At 63.4% G+C, this 19,813-nt stretch carries 14 protein-coding genes and 1 pseudogene; 7 read left to right on the top strand and 8 right to left on the bottom strand.

Features of this window, described 5'->3' with window-relative positions:
* Window positions 1–2 precede the first annotated feature (2 nt).
* Window positions 3–1,427 (bottom strand): tetratricopeptide repeat protein, encoded by a 1,425-nt coding sequence (locus QTI45_RS31515; protein WP_286657159.1) that lies wholly within the window; start codon window positions 1,425–1,427, stop codon window positions 3–5.
* A gap of 1,144 nt (window positions 1,428–2,571) precedes the next feature.
* Between QTI45_RS31515 and QTI45_RS31520 the strand changes: the two genes are divergently transcribed.
* Genes QTI45_RS31520 through QTI45_RS31535 form a run of 4 tightly spaced genes read left to right on the top strand, consistent with a single transcriptional unit; the run spans window position 2,572 to window position 10,254 of the window.
* Window positions 2,572–5,721 (top strand): ATP-binding protein, encoded by a 3,150-nt coding sequence (locus QTI45_RS31520; RefSeq protein WP_286657160.1) that lies wholly within the window; start codon window positions 2,572–2,574, stop codon window positions 5,719–5,721.
* Complete coding sequence (locus QTI45_RS31525) at window positions 5,718–7,025, top strand: cytochrome P450 family protein (RefSeq protein ID WP_286657161.1); 1,308 nt, start codon at window positions 5,718–5,720, stop codon at window positions 7,023–7,025. Before QTI45_RS31520 ends, QTI45_RS31525 begins: the two co-directional genes overlap by 4 nt.
* Window positions 7,022–8,863 (top strand): hypothetical protein, encoded by a 1,842-nt coding sequence (locus tag QTI45_RS31530; RefSeq protein WP_286657162.1) that lies wholly within the window; start codon window positions 7,022–7,024, stop codon window positions 8,861–8,863. Before QTI45_RS31525 ends, QTI45_RS31530 begins: the two co-directional genes overlap by 4 nt.
* Window positions 8,860–10,254 (top strand): Dyp-type peroxidase, encoded by a 1,395-nt coding sequence (locus QTI45_RS31535; protein WP_286657163.1) that lies wholly within the window; start codon window positions 8,860–8,862, stop codon window positions 10,252–10,254. Before QTI45_RS31530 ends, QTI45_RS31535 begins: the two co-directional genes overlap by 4 nt.
* A 224-nt stretch (window positions 10,255–10,478) precedes the next feature.
* On the opposite strand, the gene QTI45_RS31540 is transcribed toward QTI45_RS31535, so the two are convergent.
* From QTI45_RS31540 to QTI45_RS31550, 3 genes and pseudogenes are all read right to left on the bottom strand, one after another.
* Window positions 10,479–10,910, bottom strand: a complete 432-nt coding sequence (locus QTI45_RS31540) for a hypothetical protein (protein WP_286657164.1) — start codon at window positions 10,908–10,910, stop codon at window positions 10,479–10,481.
* 166 nt (window positions 10,911–11,076) lie between these two features.
* Window positions 11,077–11,535: a DUF6691 family protein gene (locus QTI45_RS31545; RefSeq protein WP_286657165.1), complete on the bottom strand. Its 459-nt coding sequence runs from the start codon at window positions 11,533–11,535 to the stop codon at window positions 11,077–11,079.
* A 10-nt stretch (window positions 11,536–11,545) separates the two neighbouring features.
* A pseudogene (locus tag QTI45_RS31550) lies at window positions 11,546–11,758 on the bottom strand (YeeE/YedE family protein); the annotation flags it as partial.
* Between the two features lie 1,045 nt (window positions 11,759–12,803).
* Here QTI45_RS31550 and QTI45_RS31555 point away from each other — a divergent pair.
* Together QTI45_RS31555 and QTI45_RS31560 are read left to right on the top strand one after the other, a co-directional pair.
* Window positions 12,804–13,394: a plasmid pRiA4b ORF-3 family protein gene (locus tag QTI45_RS31555; RefSeq protein WP_286657166.1), complete on the top strand. Its 591-nt coding sequence runs from the start codon at window positions 12,804–12,806 to the stop codon at window positions 13,392–13,394.
* Entirely contained in the window at window positions 13,391–13,648 is a 258-nt protein-coding gene (locus QTI45_RS31560; RefSeq protein ID WP_286657167.1) for a hypothetical protein, read from the top strand. The genes QTI45_RS31555 and QTI45_RS31560 overlap by 4 nt, the downstream gene beginning before the upstream one ends.
* 456 nt (window positions 13,649–14,104) lie before the next feature.
* Here the strand turns inward: QTI45_RS31560 and QTI45_RS31565 are convergent, their stop codons facing one another.
* From QTI45_RS31565 to QTI45_RS31580, 4 genes are all read right to left on the bottom strand, one after another.
* A complete protein-coding gene (locus tag QTI45_RS31565; RefSeq protein WP_286657168.1) occupies window positions 14,105–15,154 on the bottom strand; it encodes a hypothetical protein in 1,050 nt (349 codons plus the stop codon).
* Window positions 15,108–15,827 (bottom strand): SIR2 family NAD-dependent protein deacylase, encoded by a 720-nt coding sequence (locus QTI45_RS31570; protein ID WP_286657169.1) that lies wholly within the window; start codon window positions 15,825–15,827, stop codon window positions 15,108–15,110. Before QTI45_RS31570 ends, QTI45_RS31565 begins: the two co-directional genes overlap by 47 nt.
* A 164-nt stretch (window positions 15,828–15,991) precedes the next feature.
* The gene (locus QTI45_RS31575; protein ID WP_286657170.1) at window positions 15,992–16,927 is read right to left on the bottom strand and encodes a helix-turn-helix transcriptional regulator; all 936 of its coding nucleotides are present in this window, start codon (window positions 16,925–16,927) and stop codon (window positions 15,992–15,994) included.
* Window positions 16,928–17,029: 102 nt separating this feature from the next.
* Entirely contained in the window at window positions 17,030–18,676 is a 1,647-nt protein-coding gene (locus QTI45_RS31580; protein WP_353621356.1) for a nuclease-related domain-containing DEAD/DEAH box helicase, read from the bottom strand.
* Between the two features lie 338 nt (window positions 18,677–19,014).
* Here QTI45_RS31580 and QTI45_RS31585 point away from each other — a divergent pair, with 338 nt between their 5' ends.
* Window positions 19,015–19,773, top strand: coding sequence for a hypothetical protein (locus tag QTI45_RS31585; RefSeq protein ID WP_286657172.1), 759 nt, complete (start codon window positions 19,015–19,017; stop codon window positions 19,771–19,773).
* The last annotated feature ends 40 nt before the right edge of the window (window positions 19,774–19,813 follow it).

Raw genomic sequence — 19,813 nt, forward strand, 5'->3', positions numbered from 1 at the left:
GTTCACAGGTCGAGGCGATCGGCGGCGGCGCGCAGATCAGTCGCAGCCGCCTTGTCGCCGAGCCGGTCGAAGCGCTCGGCTGCCGCATTCAGCGACGCTGCGGCACTCATCAGGTCGTTCTGTTCCTCTTCGATCTTCGCGCGTTCGAGCAGCAGGGCGACCGCGATACGCTGATCGTCATCGTCGTCAGCTCTCACCGCCTCTAGTCCGGCGGCGATATGCTCCAGAGCGACCTCATGGTCGTGGCGCTTGCTGCCGGCTATGGCGGCATTCAGGTGCATCTGCAATTCGCGCTCGCGCCAGGCTTCGCGAGTCGGGCCCTCGGCGCCGAGGCGTGCACTGGCCATGCGTTCAAAAGCCTCCTGATGGCGCCCATCGTGCTGCAGCATCGCCGCGAGGTTGCCTTCCGCAATTGCGATGCGGTCGGACTCGCCGGTGCGATGCGCCGCCACCGACGCCTCTTCCAGTAGCACGCGGGCCTCGCGAACGTCGCCGAGGTTCAGCAACAGCGATCCGAGGTTGCCGCACCAGCGCGACAGGTTCACGTCGTCTTTCTGGATACGACAAAGCTCAATGGCGCGCGCGTAGGTTTCGAGCGAGGCGCGCTGGTTGCCAAGCCGGCGATATGCAACTGCCATGTCACCGAGCAGACCGCATAGCAGCGCTCGGTCGTTCCGAGCGGATGCTAGCGCTTCCGCGTGGCGGAACCATTCCAGCGCTTCGAGCGTTCGCCCGGCTTCGAGCAGGTCGCCGGCGTGTCGTTCGGCGACCTGCGCGGAGTCGCCGGCGGGCCGGTCCGCACGCAGTGCGGGTAGCAGCGGCGCCAACGTCGCTTCGAAGCCGAGCTTGATCGCCAAGTCCGCGAACTGACGCGCGGTCTGCAAGTCGCCGCTGATCGCGTGATAGCTGGTGCCGTTGACGACGACCTTGCCGAGCAGGCTGGCGAATGCCGAGTCGGCCTTAGCCAGCGGAACAATGCGGGCAAGCGCATTGTTGAGGGCGAGCAGTGCAGACCGGATGTCGCCTTCTTGGTGGCGCAGCTGCGCGTCGAGCAGTTCGAAGTAGGCGCGCAGTCCCTCGTCGCCGAGCTGGACCGCCAAGGCCGCACCTTCGTCTACGTCGGCCGACGTGAAGGCCTGGGGGGCGGAAGCGATCCGGTCGTGGACCTGAAAGACGCGCAGCGTGAGGACCTTTTCCGGCGAATCCTTGATATGGTCGTCCAGGGCTTCATACACGGCTGGATCCGCCTGCCCGGGTCCGCGATAGGCTTTGAGCAGCTTGTAGACGGCTTCGGCTTCTTCCCAGGAGACCCCGCCGTAGGGCGGCGAGCCGCCTACCGACCAGATGAGGTCGTTGAACGCCTCCTCGCTCGCAAGCGCGGAGAAGCGCCGCATCCAGTGCGGCCACGCGATGTCTTGGGGCGCCACATCATCTCCCGCGGTTGCCGGCAGTGTCCATCGCTTTTGCGAGCGGCGCAAGCTTGCATTCGGTCTATATCCAAGCAGCTGCCAGCGCGGCTCGAAGCGACACGAGTCGCTCCAGTACCGCTGCGAGAGGCAGGTTAGTCATCGCACGCAAGCTGTTGATTCTCAGAGGAAAATCTGTCGCGATCGCATCATTAAGCAAAGTCCGAATGCCCCAATAAGTGCGGTTTATCGAAATAACTGTCGAAACGGTGGCAATCGCTTGCCTCTCTGCCAACGACTATTAGGGGACAATTATGTTGATTCACCTACCTGGCTCCGTCGAAGGCCGCGGGGAAAAACGGCAGAGCGGGGAGGGCGGCGGAAAGGGTCGATCCGGCCGAGGGAGTGGAGGGGCTTTGATCCGATATCCACTCCGGGAAAACCGGCACGGCATAGCAAGAGAAGGGCGCCGCGGTCTGGCGCGGGCCTGCGACAAACTGTCGCGGGCTCGCCGGAGTCAGCATCGCTGGCTCTCGCACGTCTGGCACCTTCCCAAGGAGCCCCGTCATGCCATTTCTTGCGCCCTCGTTCGCCCGTCTGCCACCCCTAGCCTATCCGCCTTGGTGAGCGTGAAGTACTGCTGGACGTCGAACTCGGACAGCCTGGCAGGAAGATTGTCGGCTCCGACATAGCGATGAGCGAAGGTCATGGCGCGGTCCAAGCCTTTCCAAACGGGGCGCCAATTTACGCCAACCATGGACGCCGGACGAACCGCCCATCAGTTCGCGGTGGGGCGCACACCGGACACCCGGGATGCAGGCGTATCAATCTGCACGAAAAAGCCGATTACCCTCCGGTGGAGGCCTGCACCAGCCCGGCGCGGATCGCCCGGCTCGGGGCGAGCGGTGTGGAGTTTCTCGGCTAGTCTAGGGGTGGAGCGGGCAGTCCTGCGCGAATTGGGTAGCCGTCGGCCAGCGAAGAGTCACCGACGGCCGCGTCCTAGGAAGCACATCAATAGCTCTAAAGTACTCATCTTTTATGATGACGCGCGCTTGAAAACCCTGGAAGATGCTGTGCGGGAATCGCCCTGACACGGAGGATTGGGAAAAATGAGTACCCTGTCGCGCGCGCTCTCTGGCCTTTCGTCACGGCGGACAGGTCAAGCATGAGTTCGTGTCTGTCCTGCGGCGTTCGCGGCGCCCGCAATCATCGTTTCTGCGCCCAATGCGGAGCCCAGCTTCCGGCTGGAGGCATAGACGCCGCTACTTCCACATCGAATGCGCGGTCGCCGTCCAAGGTCTGCGTTCAGGAGGAACTCAAGTATGTGAGCGCCTTGTTCGTCGATGTCTGCGACTCTACGGCGCACGTTCGCGGCATGTCGCCAGAGGGGGCGAGAGCATATCTTGACGAGGCGCTAGGCCTCATGACCGACGCCGTGAAAACCTATGGGGGCACCGTAAGCCAGTTGCTTGGCGATGGGCTGGTAGCCTTGTTCGGTGCGCCGGTCGCCCACGAGGATCATGCGCTGCGTGCCTGCATGGCCGCGCTGGCGATGCAGAATGCTGTGCGAGTTCGTGTGCCAGCGTCGGATTTTCCGCTGATGCTGCGCATTGGCGTCCACTCCGGCGAGGTCATCGTTGGCCTGATGGGCAAGTACCGCTGGTGTCAATATCGCGCCGACGGGGATACTATTCATCTTGCGTCGCGTCTAGAGCGCTTGGCACCGCCAGGTGGCATCTTGTTGAGCGCGGCGACTCACCGGCTGGTCGCCGAACAGGTCGACACCCGCGAAATCGCGCCACAGCGGATTCGCGGCTTCGAAGGCTTGACCAATGTCTTTCAACTCATCGTCGCCACCGAGGGTTCGGCAGCGGCTCCCCTTACACGCCGCTTGCGCTGGGCGCCGTTGGTGGGTCGCGCCGAGACACTGGGCGCTCTGGAATCCCTGGCCCACAGCGTACGCAACGGCGTGATGCGGGTCATCGGTCTGCGCGGCGAAGCAGGCATTGGCAAGTCTCGGCTGATCGCGGAATGGTGTGTAAGTCCGGCCCTGCGGGGATTCGACGTCTGCATCACACATGCTCGCGGTCATGCAAGTTTCAGTGCATACAGCACGATCGCCGACTTGGTTCGCAGTCTCCTGTGCTTGCCACGAGAGGACGTAGCGAACGAGCAAGCTTCGGCCGAACACCGGCTTTCTCACGACTGGCCATCGATGGGCACGAATCATCAGGCGGCCGTGCGAGACTTGCTCGAGATGGGCGGAATGGACGGAGAGTGGATGTCATTGAATCCGGCGCAGCGGCGCCGCCGGACCGCGGAAGCGCTGCAATGGCTCATAGGCGAGCGCCTGCGCCATCGGCCCTTGCTGCTGGTGATCGAGGACATTTTCCTAGCCGACCGCGAGAGCCAGCGACTGCTGGAATGGCTGATGCCGCGATTGCAGGACATGCCGGTCCTGGTTTGTGTCAGCTACCGTACAGAATTCGAACATCGTTGGGTTGACGTTTCCTGGTTCGTTGAGCATTGGCTAGCCCCGCTTCGGGAAGAAGACATGGCCACGCTGGCCCGCGCGATGCTGGGCGCTGATGCATCGATCGACGACATGGTCGGCGACCTGATCGACCGTGCGGACGGCAATCCCTTCTTCTTAGAGCAGTTGGTCATCACCTTGATTGACGAGGGCTCCTTGCTGGGAACACCCGGCGCGTATCACGCAACGCGGTCGCGTGCGGAATTGCGCGTACCTGGGTCGATCGCTGCGATGATCGGCGCTCGAGTCGACCGGTTGCCGCCGGCCGCCAAGGCCGCTCTAGAGGCTGCTGGCGTGCTCAGCGAGCCAGTCACATCGATTCTGCTCTCCGCCATGCTCAGGGTCGATGCCGAAGAGATGGAGCGCCTCCTGCGGCTCGGAGTAGCGGCGGGGCTGCTCAGTGCTTCGTCGATTGACGCCGGCGTCGCCGCCAATTCCATCAGTTTCCGTCACGCATTGGTTCAGGAGGTTGTAGTAGGTGCGCTGACCCGGCACCGACGGGAGGCGCTGCATCGGCGCGCCCTCGAAGCGCTCAAGGAACAGCAGGGCGTCCCGGACGCCTCGGCACTAATGCGCCACGCCATCGCGGGCGCGATCTGGGGCGAGGCCGCCACCTACGCGGTCAAGGCCATGGCAAAGGCTGTGTCACGCTCAGCGAACCGCGAGGCCTTGCGACTTTTCGACCTCGGCGTGGATTCCGCGCGTCGCGTAACGCGTACCGACGAAGCGAAATCACTAGAGCTCAACCTGCTGCTCGAAGCGATCGGAGCCCTGATGGCGCTTGGCCACATCGATGCGATTTTTGAGAATCTTGAACGTGCCGATGCTATTGCGAGCGAACTGGGGGACCAGCGCTGTCGAGCGACAGTGTCGCTGCAGATGGCAGTGTTCCTGTGGATGCGAGGCTGTTATACGCAGGGTCTGGTTCGCGCCGCGCAGGCATTGGAGGCTGGCCGCATAGCGATGCGTCGCAAGCTTGAAATGGCTGCACGCCAGACGAGGATGATGATGCTCCACGGCCTCGGCCGCTATCGCGAGTCGGCGACCGAGGCCCTGTTCGTCTTGCGCGAGTTCAACTCTGAGTTGCGTGAGAACAGACTGCTTGCCGGCTGGGCCACCACGCCCGTAATCAACCTCCACTCCTTTCTCGCAAGTACGATGTGGCGCTTGGGTGACTACCAAGAAGCGCAGCGTGCCTGTGACTGCGCCTACGACGCGCTCTACGCCTTCGATCATCCCTATTCGCGCGGGCTGGTCGACTTCGTGCAGAGTCAGATCTGGAACGAGCTCGGCCGCTTCGACGAGGCTGAGCGACTCATGCGACGGAGCGTCGAAAGCTGCGCCGCGCATGACGTGCCCACCTTGTTGCCTTGCTGCGTGTCCATGCTGGGGAGTGCGCTGGCGCGTGGCGGTAAGGCCCGAGAGGCTGCGAACCTTCTTGAGCAGGCGTTTGCCGACCGAATCTTCGTCGCGGGAGGAACCTATGGAGAGTTTTTCATGCGGGTGAACCTCGGTGTGGCGTTCCGAAATCTTGGGCAATGGAAACGCGCCATCGAGTGCGGCACAGAGGCGGTCCGCCTGGCCAAGGAAGGGGAACAGTACGGTCACGGGGTTGAAGCGATGTTCGAACTCGGCGAAAGCTTTAGTTGCGGTGGGGACGAATCTCGTGCGAGGGACTGGTTTAAGGCTGCATCGGAGCAGGCAAAGTTGTGCGAGATGCCCGTCTACCAAGCTCGCTGTGCTCAGGCACTGGAACAGCGAGCAGAAAAGGTCGTGCCATGAAAGCCCGCATTGGTTGGCCGGATCCGAGTCCTCCTGGTTTTCGCGCCGTCGTCTATTGGTTGTTCTGCTGGATGAACCGCCACCCGGGCGCGTGGCGCGCCATCGGTGCGCTATGCCGCTTCTGGCCCTTTCTCTGCCGCACCCTGGGCTTCGCTGCCCGCCGCAGTTCGGTTAAGCAGGTCCTCACGCGGCCGAAGAGTTTCTCAAACACTGCCCACAACGCTAACCTTTTCGCCGGCGAGTTCCTGATTGGCATGGATCCGGGGCAAGACTATGACGCCGACAAGGCCCTCTTTCACGGGCTGCTCTCGTCTTTGAACGTGCAAGCGGACGCTGATGCCGAGGCGCTGGTGCGCAGCCGGCGTCTTGCGAGCGCGAGGACCTCCTTCGACTTGATTGAGGACTACCTTCTGTGGGTCGTGTTCAACGCTATCAGACCGGCGATGGGACTTGCGGCGCCGGCAATGACGGCTGGTTCTACTGCCTTCCAACCGGACGAGGAACTCGAACGACAGTACCTACACGAGGTGCGCTATGTCGCAGGCCAGTTGTTCCTTGGCGCTGCGGCGCCCACTTCCATACAGCGGCGCGCCGAGCTTTGCGCCGATTCTCTGCGCGCGCGAGTCAAATGCGCCACCGCGCTGCTACGGAACGCCTGGGCGGGGAATGCAGCAGCGCGCCCTTTCGACTTCGTCTTCCGCAACGGCGTCGGGTTCGCTTGGGTGTCTCATCCAGTGACCGTTCAGTCCGCTGCGCTGGTGGTTCAAGAACTGCTGGAACGCCCCAAGGTGTACACGATGCTTCTCGAAAAAGCCCGGTCCCTGGGACAGCACGTATGGACTTGCGAACAGTTTAGGCAAGAAGTTCGGACCCACGTGATCGAGCTCATGCGTTTTCGGCCGGTCTTCACCGTCCTGTCGCGCGATGTGCCGCGCGAAACCGAATTTGAAGCCGGAGGGCGCCGAAACGCCGTTTGTCCGGCAGGAAGTTCGGTGACAATACTTTCGCTCGCCGCCCAGTTCGACCCACGGGGCGTGCCGACGGCGGCTGACTACTGCCCACACCGAGACTGGGGCCGCGAGGCCGACTCGCGCTTTCTGATGTTTGGCTACGGCAGTCGCCAGTGTCCGGCCAGGGACCAGTCGGTTGAGATGATCACGAGCGCACTGATCGGCTTGCTGACTCTGCCTCGGCTGACATTGGCCGACCCCTGGGGCCGCCGAATCCGCTATGACGGTCCGTTGATCCGGCGCATGCGCGTGCAAGCCGCCTGGGGTGTGCCGCCGGCTGGAGGTCATCCATGAGCGTTGTACGAGACCAGATGCTTTGCATCATCACGCCCGACTGGCCGGCCGGCAACGGCTTGTTGGATTCCGCAGCCAAGGCGTCACTCGAAAGCATGTTCAACGACGTCGGCGTCGTCCATTTTGCATCAGTGGCGCTGCTTCCACCGTTTCCAGGTGCGCCAGAAGGCTCTCTGCCTTCATTGATGCTCGAACTGGCCGTGGACGAGGGCATACGGCCGAAAGACCTCTTGCGCCGACTTTCGAACCACTCCAGCGGGGCTTTATGGATCCTCTACGGCGCGTACTGGATGCAGCGCCAGCCCGCAGCAGTAAGTAGGCGCAACCGATTGCTTTTTAGACACCTGTTCACTGGCCTCAACGTCTCCGATGGCGCATTTGTCGGTGTGCGTGACCGCACGCTGGCCCAGATCAAGCAGGAGCGGGCTTTGTTGGTGGCCACACGTGCGGAGGCGCGACGACTGCGGACGAATGGGTCGTCCGGGCGCAACGAACTGGCGAAAGCGCTGTCGCGCTGGGTTGCACAGGATTCGCGCTTTGAGTGGGCAACTGCAACCGCGCCGCGATCCTTCTGGCGGGGAGCTGGTGCAGCTTCGTCCGTCAAGCTGGCCTATTTCGGCTCGATCGCGGTAATTGTGATAGCCGCGGTTTGGGCTTTGCGCGGGGTCTGCAGATGGCTTCTGGAGCGACTCGACCCGTCGACCGGAGGGGTCAAGAGTCTTGTCGCTGTATTGCTCAATGGGCTGGAGGTCACAGCGACTTGGATCATTCACACCAGTTGGCGCGCCTACTTGTTCATCTTGATCCTGATGCTGATCTACTGGCTCGTGTTCGTCGTCTTGACCACCTTCTTTCCGCCTTGGCGAAGATGGCTGCGCAATGTAGAGGACGAACTCAACCGCCCCGCGGAGACTTGGTCGTCTCGGCTGACCTATGTCTCTGGCTGGTTGGTGATGGGCCTGCTGGTGATCCTGTTTGTCAACGCGTTCGTGCTGGTGGTGTCGGGCAAGGATGGCCACGAGGCGCTTTTCGGCACTGCGCCCATGGGGATCGTGCGATCGCTACGCATCGGATGCGGATCGTGGATCGCGGCATCCTTATGCGGCCTGACGTCTGCGGCCGTGTTCGCTGGTCTTCTCGTGCTGGGCACGTCCTCGGTCTGGCTACTTCGCAAGTTACCAGAGCCCATCCGACGCTGGTACAAGCGACCCAGCCTCAATGAAGTCCGCTGCGCTCAGCAAGTGCATCCCAGCATCGAGTGCTGCGAAGCTGATCTGGTGGTTGGTACCGCGCACATGATCAGCCTGACCGACCTACGTCGCCCTTATGCTTGGAGTGCATTCTGGACGCGATTCGTACTGCGCTCCGTGACGCTGTTAGGCCGCTTGTTCTTCACTGAAGGCAAGCTCGGCGATGCACCCGGCATTCACTTCGGTCACTGGCACCTTATCGGCGGTCGACGCCTTCTGTTCATCTCAAACTTCGATGGATCGTTCGGGGGCTATCTCGACGACTTCATCAATGGCGCCAACCGGGGGACCACGCTGTTCTGGCGCTGGACACGCCTGTTGGCCAGGCCGGCTGCGGTTCCGGGTCACCCAGAAGTCCGCACGAACCGGTCTTTTCCACCAACACGCTTTCTCATGTTCAAAGGAGTGAAGTGCGAGTTGGATTTCAAGGCCTATGCGCGGGACAGCATGCTTCCGCACTTGTACCGCTTCGATCCCTGCAAGCTCACCATCGACCAAATTGATCTCGCTACGTCATTGCGAGATGCATTGTGCGGGGAGCGCGGCAACGTGAAGGACGACTGCATCATGAGGACTTTGGAAAAATGAAACCCGCGAAGGAACTGTCCGCCGAGCTTGACGATGTCCAAGCAATGCTGGCCAGCGGCTTCAGCCGCCTCGCCAGCAGCCAGTTCTGGCTGCTGACTCTCGTGCCAGGGGAAGAGGCCGCCGCGCGCGCATGGTTGCGCAAAGTTCGGAAGTATGTGGAGAGTGCTTCAAAGGTCTTGTCGACACCCCCGTCGGCTTCGACGTTCACGGAGACTGTGGCAATCGCCTTCAGCTTCTCCGGGCTTGTGCAACTCGGCATGGTGGAAGAGGCGGACCATCCATTTCCGACGCCATTTCGAACCGGTATGGGGCATCGGCTCCGCGAGCGATTGTTGCGCGATACAGCACGCAACTCGTGGATCTGGGACGACATTGGTGACGACGGACGACAGGCGGTGCATGTACTCGTCATGCAATGGTGGGACTCGGCCTTGCCTCATCTTCCGACAATGACAGCGCCTCGCCACAATGACGGCTTTAAGGTACGAGTGGTCACTGGTCCGCCGCATTACTTCAGCGGCACGAAGATGAAGGAGCCTTTCGGCTTTCGCGACGGTGTCTCGCAACCAATGGTCCGCGGGCTCAGTGAACGTGTTGCGAAGGCCGCTGGCCCAATCCCCGTCGATCCCAAGTTCGTGGCGGACCGCATGGTGGAACCTGGGGAGTTCCTGCTCGGCTATCGCAACGAATACGATCAACTCAGCTATGTCCCGGACCTCGTCGGATGGTCACCTCTGGCTTCCTCTCGCAAAGAGCATCGATTCGGCTTCAATGGAAGCTACCTCGCGGTGCGCCAGATCTTTCAGGACGTCGGAGCGTTTCGTCAGATCGACGCGGGATGTCCAGTAGTTTCGGCCTACGGAAAGCCCAAATGGTCAGAGCGGCTGATGGGTCGCTACGAGAATGGAGCTCCTCTGAGTTGGCAAGGCCCGGCGCACCCATCCTCGGATCTGGAGGCGGACGCCTTCCGCTATAGGGTCGAGGACGCCGACGGCTTCGGCTGCCCGCGCGGTGCCCATATTCGGCGCGTCAATCCGCGGGACGCGCAGGGGCATGATGTCGAATCGGGGATCCGTACCTCCAAGCTTCACCGTCTGCTCCGACGTGGCCGTCCCTACGGAGATCCTTACCTGGGTCAGGGCATCTTCTTCATCGCGTGCAATGCCGATCTGGAGAGGCAGTTCGAGTTCATTCATCAGCGCTGGATACGCAATCCTCGCTTCGCTAAGTTCGAAGACCAAGACGACCCGATTCTCGGCGGTTCCCGTGCCTTCTCCGCAGCAGGGACGCCTATCGGCGAGTCGATCAAGCTATCGTCTTTCACCACAACGTTGGGCGGCGGCTATTTTCTGCTGCCGGGACTACGGGCGCTTGACTTCATCACGGCATAGTTGACCGCGGAATCATCTCCGCCCGGCTGGACCGGGCGTCATCCCGCCCAGCCAGTGCGAACTACATTCGCGGCCACGTCGCAATCGGGGAGATGCCCTGAATGCTCCACTCTTCGGACAACGGCTCGGCCTACAAGTCTCTCGACACCGGTGCCAGCCATGGAGGCATTGCGCATGGCACCGGTTCATTCAGGTCGTTGAGATGACTGTGGCTTGCTCCCCGTTCAATCGCCAACTTGCGGAGATTCGCCGACGTCGGACGTCGCCGATGCCAGCACCCGCACCGACATCTGTCTCGCGCTTGCATAGGCCTTCGGGGACAGCTGATTCATTGTGAGGCCGGTCTCGTTGGCCGCCAGCATGTCGCCATTGCGCATGGCCTGCGCCAGATCGGCTCGCGCCTGCGCCAGCGTCTTGCTGTAAACCGGTGGATCGGCCGGGTAGAAGCTGGGCGAGAGCCGCTTGAACGGTGAGCCATGCAGGCCATACAGGTCACCACTGGTGGTCGCGCGCACCAGTTCGGCTTCGACGGTTGCGCGCGACGCGATCAGAACCGTCGGCGCGCGATTCGCAGCGTTCTCATCCGCGTACGAATAGTCGGCCATGGCGCGAACGGCGACCGTCGCCAGTGCCGCAAACAGGAGTGCCTTGTTCATACTGATCTCCACGTTGGTTGCAGTCCCTCGCAGCACCTATTGCCGCAAATGGCAACCAAATCGTAGGCAGGGCTAGAAGCGCACGCATCCCCTGTCGAAATGACAAAGGCGCCGTCTCCTCTATATCAAGATCGGTTGCGTCGCGCAGTCATGCCGCGACCGCTCGTCAAGCGCGTGATTCACGGCAGCTTCCTTGCTTCCTTGCCACGAAGGTCTTGCGGCGCTCGAAGAGCTCGAAGGCGCCCATGCCCAAAAACATCGCGGCCACGAACACGAGCGCCCTGATTTCGCCCATTCCGAGGGAAACCAGGGCCGGGCCGGGGCAGAACCCTGCGATGCCCCAGCCAATACCGAAGAGCACGCTGCCGAGCACCAGGCGGCGGTCGATGTGGCGCGCCGAAGGCAGTCGCATCTCGGCGCCGAGAATGGACACCGCATGACGGTTCGCCAACGCGAAGGCGATGGCGCCCACCGCGATGGCGCCGGCCATGACGAAGGCCAGGGAGGGGTCCCAGTTGCCGGCGAGGTCCAGGAATCCGAGCACCTTGGCCGGGTTGGCCATGCCGGACACGATGAGGCCGAGCCCGAAGACCAGGCCGGCGAGAAGCGAAGCGAGAGCAATCATGAAGGACTCCTCAGATGCCGAGCAGATGACGCGTCACGAACACCGTGACGAAGCCGGCGCCCATGAAGGCGGCCGTGGCGACGAACGAGCGGGGCGACAGTCGAGACAGGCCGCAGACGCCGTGGCCGCTGGTGCATCCGGAGCCGTAACGCGTGCCTGCCCCCACGAGCAGCCCCGCCAGGATCAGCGCGCCGTACCCGGCATCAATATGTGGCCGGGGCAGCAGGAGAACATCGGCACTGAAAAGTGAGCAGTTTCTGCTGACTTTCGGCCCGTCAGGGCCGCCGTCGATCTTGGCTCGTCGTCGCTCCATCAGCATCAATGGGTGGAAATCCGCCCTTATGCTTCCGCTTGGCCGCAGCCATCGACGCACTCTAAATTTGATAGGAGAACGACCACATTCGTCGGATAGAGTCTGCGGACAACTGCGATTCCACCAATGATCGTAAACACTCATGCACAGTGACAGGAAGTCGTGAAATCTTTAACCCAACTCCTACGCTGCGGGAGCATCGAAGACTGTCGACGAATCCAAAGCGGCTCCTTGATCCGGCGGCGCTTCGGAAAATGGCTAACACTATTCTCGATCTCTGCAGTCCTGCTCCTAAACAACGCGACCGGTATTTGGATCGAGAGTGTGATTGCTCGGTATGAAGCTGCGCGCAATCAATACATCAAAATCACTGGTTCGCTGATCTACCGATCAACAATTGGCTCCATTGATCCGCCTACCCAAATTCCGAGATTGGATCTACGCCTCCTCGAGATTTATCAGGTCGTGAATGGGCTTGCCCTCGCAATGTTCTTGATCTGGAGCGGATACTGCCTCCGCTGGGTGTATGCAGACTGTTGCGTTCAAGGCACAGCCCGATCGTTTGCATATTTCTGCATCGCAGCGATCTTCGTGAACGTCTCTGTCCTGCTCACGATCGCATTGGTAGTCGCCGCGCTGATGAGGTGAAGGCGTTGGGCTGCCAGAGCAGTCGTGCCGATTCTCGCTCCCGCCCTGTTACGCGGGCCCATGGTGGACGGACGGCCTCGGACTGGCACCGGCGTGCGTGCCGGCTCAGAATCGTGCTGGGGCGATTTCTGAATGCCCACACGCGAAGGGAGAAACTCCAATGACGAGACCGAAGAATGTTCCGCCCAAGGTCGTGGGTCGTCCACCGATCGAGCGTGAGAGCATCCATTTCTTGGGGGTGTGCAGTGCAGCAAGGTAAGCTTCATGGATGGAAGCCGGGGCATCTTCTGGGCAGGAGGTCCTCCAGTTGCGCGCCGTCCTGCGTAGCATCAGCCCGCTGATCTGGCGGCGCCTTCTGGTGCGCGGCGATACCAGCGTTGCCCAGCTTCACCAGATCCTGCAGGTCTTGTTCGACTGGCAGGACCTGCACCTTCATCGCTTCGAGATTCGCGGTCGCGAGTACGGTGTCCATCAGGAGGGTGGGGTGTTCTTCGACACCGACGCGCATGAAGTCCTGATCGGCCAATTGAAGCTGCGGCGCCTTGAGCGATTCACATACGAATACGATTTCGGCGATCTGTGGATGCACGACCTGCGCATTGAGGCGACCTTGCCCCTGGAGCCCAAGCTGGTGTACCCGGTATGCATCGCAGGGCGGCGTGCCGCACCCCCAGAGGATTGCGGTGGTCCGCATGCGTTCATGGCCACTCGGTTCAAGTACACCCTGATCGGTGAGAGCAGGTCCCGCCAAGAGTTCGAGGATCTTCTCGACGATGAGGTGGACGACGAGGAATGGGCCATCTTGCGCCACTACCACCCTGACCTTTTCGATCGGCGCGCCGTCAACCGAAGGCTCGCCGCGTTGGCGGCGCCATCTCAGGAAAGGCGGATCCTATGAGAGTCATCGTTCAGATTTGCATTGAGGGGGCCGCGTCGCACCCCTTCACCGTGCCGCTTCACTCCACTGACTGTCGATGTGACCAGGTGCAGGACGTCGGACTCTCCCTCGGCGACGCCAAGTCCATCCTCGGCAAGATCCAGCAAGCGTTTGTTCGCCAGCAACTTGAGAGCTACCTGGCAGAGCGCAGGGCCTGCCCGCATTGCCAAAGGCCTCGAGCGATCAAGGGCTACCACCCGCTGCGCTTTCAATGACCGCCGGCAGGCGCGCGGCGCTGATGTAGCGAAAGTCCGATGATCGCCGACGATTTCTAGGGCGCGCCTTTGCATGCACCGCAATTGGCCTCCCCTGTAATCCGTGCGCAATGCCGATTGACAGTTTCGCCGCCTGGGCGGCCGTAGGGAGCGGAATGCCACGCGCGAGGACGCGGCGAATGTCATCCCTTGATCGAGACGATCTGCCAGCGCATCCTGGACGGCCGGTTGCCGGCCCTTGTTCCCGATGTCAGAAGCGTTCGCGATATAAACGGGCTGCCCGGGTACTACGAGGGGATGGGAGCGCACATTGGCGTCCGGGTGCGCTATTCGGATGGGAGCTTTTACGGCGTACTGTGCGGCTTCAGCTTCGGGCCTTTGCCGGCACTATGCGAAAAGGACGTCATTCGCCTCAATGTCGCTGCTCGGGCAGCTGCGCGTCTTCTTGCGTCGTCGTCATTTTGCAAAGGATGCAGCGAGCCGCTCCATCGTCGCCGATGGCGATCCCCGGCTCACGATTCGGACCTCGAGATCGAAGTCCGATGCCAACCGGAGCGCTCGCTCCATGGCAGCGTGGATCCAGGACTCCTCGTTGCCGAAGACGCCGCCTCCGAGGCGGGTGAGGAGCACGACGTTCGAGGCGCCGCGTCGAGCGTTGAGGACGGCCGCCAAAATCGTCGCTTCGTAGGCGGCTTCCAGCACCAGGCTGGCGAAGGCCGTCCATTCGATCGAAGGAATACGGGTGTAGGCGACGGGGAGCGCGGAGCAGAAGGCCTGCGAGACGGTTGGACCCGGTGAGCGGGGACTGTCGGTGACCTCGACATCGGAATGCACGCCGATACGCAGCAGGCCGCGCAGCTGGTCGACTTCTTCGTTGCTGCTAGACACGAGCGCCCTGGAGATCGCCGCAAGTCCCTCGTGCTTGCACAGTGCATAGCCATTGCGCATCCCCCACAGTGACGCCACCGACCGACCGGTCGCACGCTCCAGTGCGGCGCCAAGGTCCGCAAGGCCATCGAGCTGGCGATCGCGGACCTGTCCCGCGATGCCGTCCACGGGCGCGAAGTAGTTGCGGTAGATCGTCGCCGCGCCCGCTGCAATCGCACACGCCGGGCCCTGTGTCGGATCCCCCTGGTAGATCGTGACGCCATCCTCGGGCGTCACGTCCTGCGACACCATCTCGAGCAGATTGAACTGCGAGGCGACCTGGAACAGCGCCCCTGCATTCGCAGGGTCCTGGTGCAAGGCCCTCACGTCGCCGTTGACCAGGCTGACCCGCAGGCGGCCCCGGCCGCGGTTGCCTGACCGCACGCGTTCGCGCAGGCCGGCGAGAGATACAAGTTCCAGGCTGCCAATGGCGAACATCTTGCCGTTCACGCGGGACGTCAGCCGCTGGCCGTCCACCGCGAGCCGGTCGCGGGTCTCGCCGTAGGCGCCTTCCCTGAAACCCGTCAGCCGTTCAAACCAGTCCATCCCGATTCCCTTCAGGTTGGAGCGCAGCGACAAGCGCCGGCAATCCCGTCGCCGCCGTCACCTGCCAGTCGAGAGCGGAGCGTTGGTCCAGCACCGAGGCGTCAGGGTTCAGCGATGCAACCTCGACGCCATGCCGGCGCGCCGTGTCCGCCAGGCCGGCCGCCGGATAGACCAGGCCGGAGGTGCCGATGACCAATAAAAAATCCGCCTGCTCGATCTGCGCGAGCGCTTCGAGCCAGACTCCTTCCGGCAAACCTTCGCCAAACCAGACGACGCCCGGCCGTATGCGTGCACCGCACGAGCAGCAGGGAGGCGCCAGGCGGGTGGCACCTTCGTGCGAAGACTTTAGCCATGGATCCTCCAAGCCTGCAAAGGGGAGGCCGCAATCCTCGCACCGCGGCGCGGACAGACTGCCGTGCAGGTGCAGCACGTCCTTCGAGCCCGCCCGCTCGTGCAGGTCGTCCACGTTCTGCGTCACGACGGCCAAGGCCTCCAGATGAGGGAGCGCCGCGAGCGCGCGGAGTGCGACGTGTCCCGCATTCGGCTGTGCGCGGGCCACAGAACGCCGACGCCACTCGTACCAGGCCCACACGGTGTCCGGGTCCCGCCGGAAAGCCTCGGGGGTCGCGAGCTTCTGGGGATCGAATGCCGCCCACAAGCCCGTCGCCGGGCCGCGAAATGTCGGGATGCCGCTCTCGGCGGACATCCCTGCACCGGTCTTGACCACGATCCGGCGGGCGACGCGCAATCGCGCGAGAAGGGTTGGGGGCGGGCAGGGCAAGGGAGCGGGTGGCTGGGGCATATGCACATGGTGCCTCGTCCTGCGACAGGATGTGACGTGGGTCAAGCTCCGGGGCAGGTCGATTCGTGTCAAGCCTCCAGGAGGCGTGCTGGCTTCCTGAGCTCCAGGTCCTTGCCGAATCCGCGCAGCCACCAGCGCAGCTGCTGCGACTCTATGACGGTGGCCTTGAACTCGCTGCGCCCGTCGGGCAGTTCCCGCACCTGCTGGTCGGTGGAGACCGGCGACTCCAGCAGGTGCAAGGCAATGCCCTTGGGGAGGCGAAATACCAGTTCGATGCGCTTTCCAGCGCCGAAGCCAAAACGGCCCTCGTCGTCGAAGCGCTGCAGATCGAAGCCGGCGGGTCGCTCGAACGAGAGACCCGTGTCGCGCGCGACGCGCAGCCGGTGCAGCGCCAGCGTCCGATCGTCGTCGTAGCCCTCAAACCGGCAGACCAGGAACAGGCGTGACCCTTGTTGCGCGAGGCCCAGAGGCATGACGCGGCCCTCGACGCGCTTGCGAGCAGCGTTCTCGTAGGTAACGTCCAGCCAGTGGTCTGCATAGAGGGCATTGCTGACCGCCTCGAAGATGCCCGGCATCACCTTTGGCGGCAGCAGGGGCTGCGTGGTGCTGACCACACGCACCTTGTCCAACCAGGCACGCGCGCCTCGGGCCCCTTGCTGTGGGGCGAGCTGAAGGCGTGCCTGATCGAAGAAGCCCTGCATCGATCGCATGAGGGAAGCGGGCAGCAGGTTGCGCAGGTGCTGCTCGGCCAGCGACAACAGCACCGACTCCTGCTCGTTGAGGTTGGGCAGGGAGAAGCCCTGCGCCTTGCTCTTCCACGCGTAGCCGTAGGGCTTGCTGCGATCGTCCCGCTCGATGTCGAAGCGCTCGCTCAAAATTTCGAGTTGACGCTGGACGGTGCGCAGGTCACGCACGAAGCCGGCTTCGCTCAGCTGGCGCTGCAGCTCCGGCGCCGAGATCTTGCCAATCCGCGGGATGCGCTTGAGCATCTCCAGCGACATCATGAGGGTGTCTAGGTTGGGGGCGCGTTGGGGCATGCGAGATCGACGTGAGATTGAGCGGAAAAGGACGCAGGGCGCGCGCGAGGTCTGACGCCGAGGAGGGCGTCAGGCGGGTGTCGACGCCTCCAGGCGTTCACCCACCGACTGCGCGGCCGCGGGTGAGAGGACGAGATGGAGCTGGGCCTGGGCGCGCGTCATCGCCACGAAGAGCTTGCGCGCCGTCAGCGCATCGATCGCGGCGAAGTCCATCTCGCACACCACCACGATCAGCGCCGACTGGCCCTTGAAGCGGTAGACCGATTCGACCAGCAACTCGCCGTCGCGCCAGCACGCGTTGCCGGCGTCGTCGAAGGCACCGGTGATGCGACGAAGCGACCGCTTTGCCAAGTAGTCGGACGCAAGCAGCCGCGACTTTTCCCGTCCACGAAAGCTCAGCACCACGATGTCCTCGAGGCGCTCGCCGTCCGCGATCAGGGTTTCGACGATTCGAGCCGCGCACGCGAGCCCGCCCGGGTCGTCGTTTTCCTCGATGTGAAAGACCGGCTCGGTCCCGGTCTCCGGCCCGCAGGCCTCGATCGGTGTCGCCGACAAGCCGAGCAGGTTGACGGTCTCGACGATGCGCCGCGGGCTGCGGAAGTTGTCGCGGCAGGTGATGCGCGTCGCCTCGGCGAGATCGAAGGCGTCCTTGCGGTAGATGCCCTGGTCGGAGTCGCCCAGCACATACAGGCGGCCGGCGGGCTTCAGGAGCGGCAGGAGGTTCTGCAGCCAGTCGATTTCGAAGTCCTGGGACTCATCGACGATCAGCAGGTCGAGGATCGGATCGGCCGCAGCCGTCGCTGCGGCAAGCGCCTCGACGCCGGCGGAAAACGCCTGGCCGGAGGCGAAGTCGGGCTGGACGCCGCTCGCGCGAAGTGCCGCGATCGCCAGTTCGTGGAAGCTGCTTGCCTCGGCGCGCGGCGGCGCCAAGCGCACGATGTGGTCCGCCAGCGGGCGATTGAAGCAAACATAGCGCGCGCGCTCGCCCGCTGCCGCTGCCGCGTGCAGCAGCGCCAGTGCCAGCTGCGTCTTGCCGGAGCCCGCCGTGGCCTCGACGATGTAGGCGCCCGAGGGCGAGTGGATACGCGGCACCCAGGTCGCCAGTCCTTCAGCCAGCCGCCGGGTGGCCTGCATCCGGTGCCCGTGCCGACAAGCCGGATCGGGTGCCACCGCGAAGCGGTTCGACAGGAAACCGCACAGCCGATCGATCTGGCCGGCGTCCAGAGGTGCGTGGGACGTGGCCGTGGCGAGGATGTGGGCGATGCTGTCCTGCTCGCTGGCATCGATGATGCGCTCGCGCGGGAATCCCACGCTGCCGTCTGCCACGCGGAAGTCCGGCAGCAACAGGAAGTGGGCGACCTGTACCTCGCCGAGTTGCTCGCCGCGCAGGCGGCCAATCAGCCCCTGGTGCTGGGCATGGGCTTGGTGGTGCAGGTTCTTGCGCATCGTCCCATAGCGCTTGAAGGGGCCCTGGTCGCTCAGGTCGATCGTGCCAGCCTTGATCTCGAGGACTGCCAAGTGCCCGCACGGCGCGACCACGACGGCATCGAGCTCACCGTACCGCTGGGAGCCCTCGTAAAGTTGGGAGGTAGCCACCCCGTGGTAGATGCGGTAGCCCGCCGGCAGTACGTCGGGCAGCAACCGCAGCATTTCGTGCTCGCGGTACTGGCCGACGCCGAGCGCCGAGCCTGTGAGCGAGGGAAAGAGTGTGGCCATGGTGCACTGTAAGTGCAGCCCCGCGGCCGACCGGGGCGGGCGCGGGTCTTCATCGCAGCGAAAGCCCGCGAGTGCGACATTTGTCGCAGGCCATGCAGCCGCGGTGCTCGTCGTTGCCGCTGCTTTGCGCGTCGCGCACGCGACACGATGCGTCGTATGTCGTGGGAGCCTCGGACCACCAACTCCGAGCGACCGACGGCGACACGCTCCGATCGCGCCTCCCGATGTCCAGGTCTGCACTCCCGATCGCTGCGACGACACTTAGATCGCCTTGGCCGCACGGCCTCGGCTTCCTCGTCGCGTCTGGAGGCTTCTCGCAGGAAGTCGGGGACCGTGAGGTGGACGCAAGATCCATCCTCACCGTGCTAGTCGACCTGGGGAAGCATGCGGAGACCGTTCCGTTCGTGGATCGCCTCTTGAGGGCGGTCGACGGGGTGCAGGCCCATGGATGGCAGCGGCACTGCATGTGGCCCGGCGCCATGCTGATGGCACAGTTGCTCGAGCATCCGCCATCGACCTTGAACCTCGTCCTGCGTTTGCCGGCGCGCAACGAACTCGATGTCCGCATTGTCGATGACCTGGTGGATGGACTGCGGTCGCTGACGCCTCACGCCGTAGGGCTGGTCGCTGCCGTGGCGGTTACCCCGGCGGACTGGAGCGACTTGAATCACGTGTCGTCCTTCCTGCAGGCCGATGCCGACCGGAGCGCCGCAGCCGCCGCGGGCCTGTTCGAGGTGTTCGCTTGCTTGATGGCCGACGTGGCCCTGGTCGAGGTCGATGGTGCTGACCTGGCGTGTTTCCTCGGTCCTGCGAGCGCGCCCTCGTTCCTGATCGACGCGGCGTGGGGCCCGGGCACAGGGTTGCGTGTCGTTGGATGCTCCACCGTGCAGCCCGTGGCGCGCGGGGCGGTCGCATCCCTGGCCACGACCATCGCTTCGGAGCCGATGGTCGGATCGATGCGGGCACTCCACCGCGCCCTGATCGAGCGGCGTGTCTACGGCGACGTAGCGATGAGTGTCACTTCGGGCCTCTTCAAGGCCGCCCCGTCCCGCCAGCAGGATGAATGGCCGGTGAGGATCCTCTGTCGCCCAGTCTGACCAGGCGCGTTGAAGCGTTCGATCATTGTGTGCGACGCAT

It is taken from the genome of Variovorax saccharolyticus (assembly GCF_030316765.1).
Lineage (GTDB): Bacteria > Pseudomonadota > Gammaproteobacteria > Burkholderiales > Burkholderiaceae_C > Variovorax > Variovorax saccharolyticus.

Excerpts from the sequence above, each read along its gene's own strand:
- QTI45_RS31520 (WP_286657160.1), top strand. The coding sequence starts at position 2,572 with ATGAGTTCGTGTCTGTCCTGCGGCGTTCGCGGCGCCCGCAATCATCGT.
- QTI45_RS31525 (WP_286657161.1), top strand. The coding sequence starts at position 5,718 with ATGAAAGCCCGCATTGGTTGGCCGGATCCGAGTCCTCCTGGTTTTCGC.
- QTI45_RS31530 (WP_286657162.1), top strand. The coding sequence starts at position 7,022 with ATGAGCGTTGTACGAGACCAGATGCTTTGCATCATCACGCCCGACTGG.
- QTI45_RS31535 (WP_286657163.1), top strand. The coding sequence starts at position 8,860 with ATGAAACCCGCGAAGGAACTGTCCGCCGAGCTTGACGATGTCCAAGCA.
- QTI45_RS31540 (WP_286657164.1), bottom strand. The coding sequence starts at position 10,910 with ATGAACAAGGCACTCCTGTTTGCGGCACTGGCGACGGTCGCCGTTCGC.
- QTI45_RS31545 (WP_286657165.1), bottom strand. The coding sequence starts at position 11,535 with ATGATTGCTCTCGCTTCGCTTCTCGCCGGCCTGGTCTTCGGGCTCGGC.
- QTI45_RS31560 (WP_286657167.1), top strand. The coding sequence starts at position 13,391 with ATGAGAGTCATCGTTCAGATTTGCATTGAGGGGGCCGCGTCGCACCCC.
- QTI45_RS31570 (WP_286657169.1), bottom strand. The coding sequence starts at position 15,827 with ATGTCCGCCGAGAGCGGCATCCCGACATTTCGCGGCCCGGCGACGGGC.
- QTI45_RS31575 (WP_286657170.1), bottom strand. The coding sequence starts at position 16,927 with ATGATGTCGCTGGAGATGCTCAAGCGCATCCCGCGGATTGGCAAGATC.
- QTI45_RS31580 (WP_353621356.1), bottom strand. The coding sequence starts at position 18,676 with ATGGCCACACTCTTTCCCTCGCTCACAGGCTCGGCGCTCGGCGTCGGC.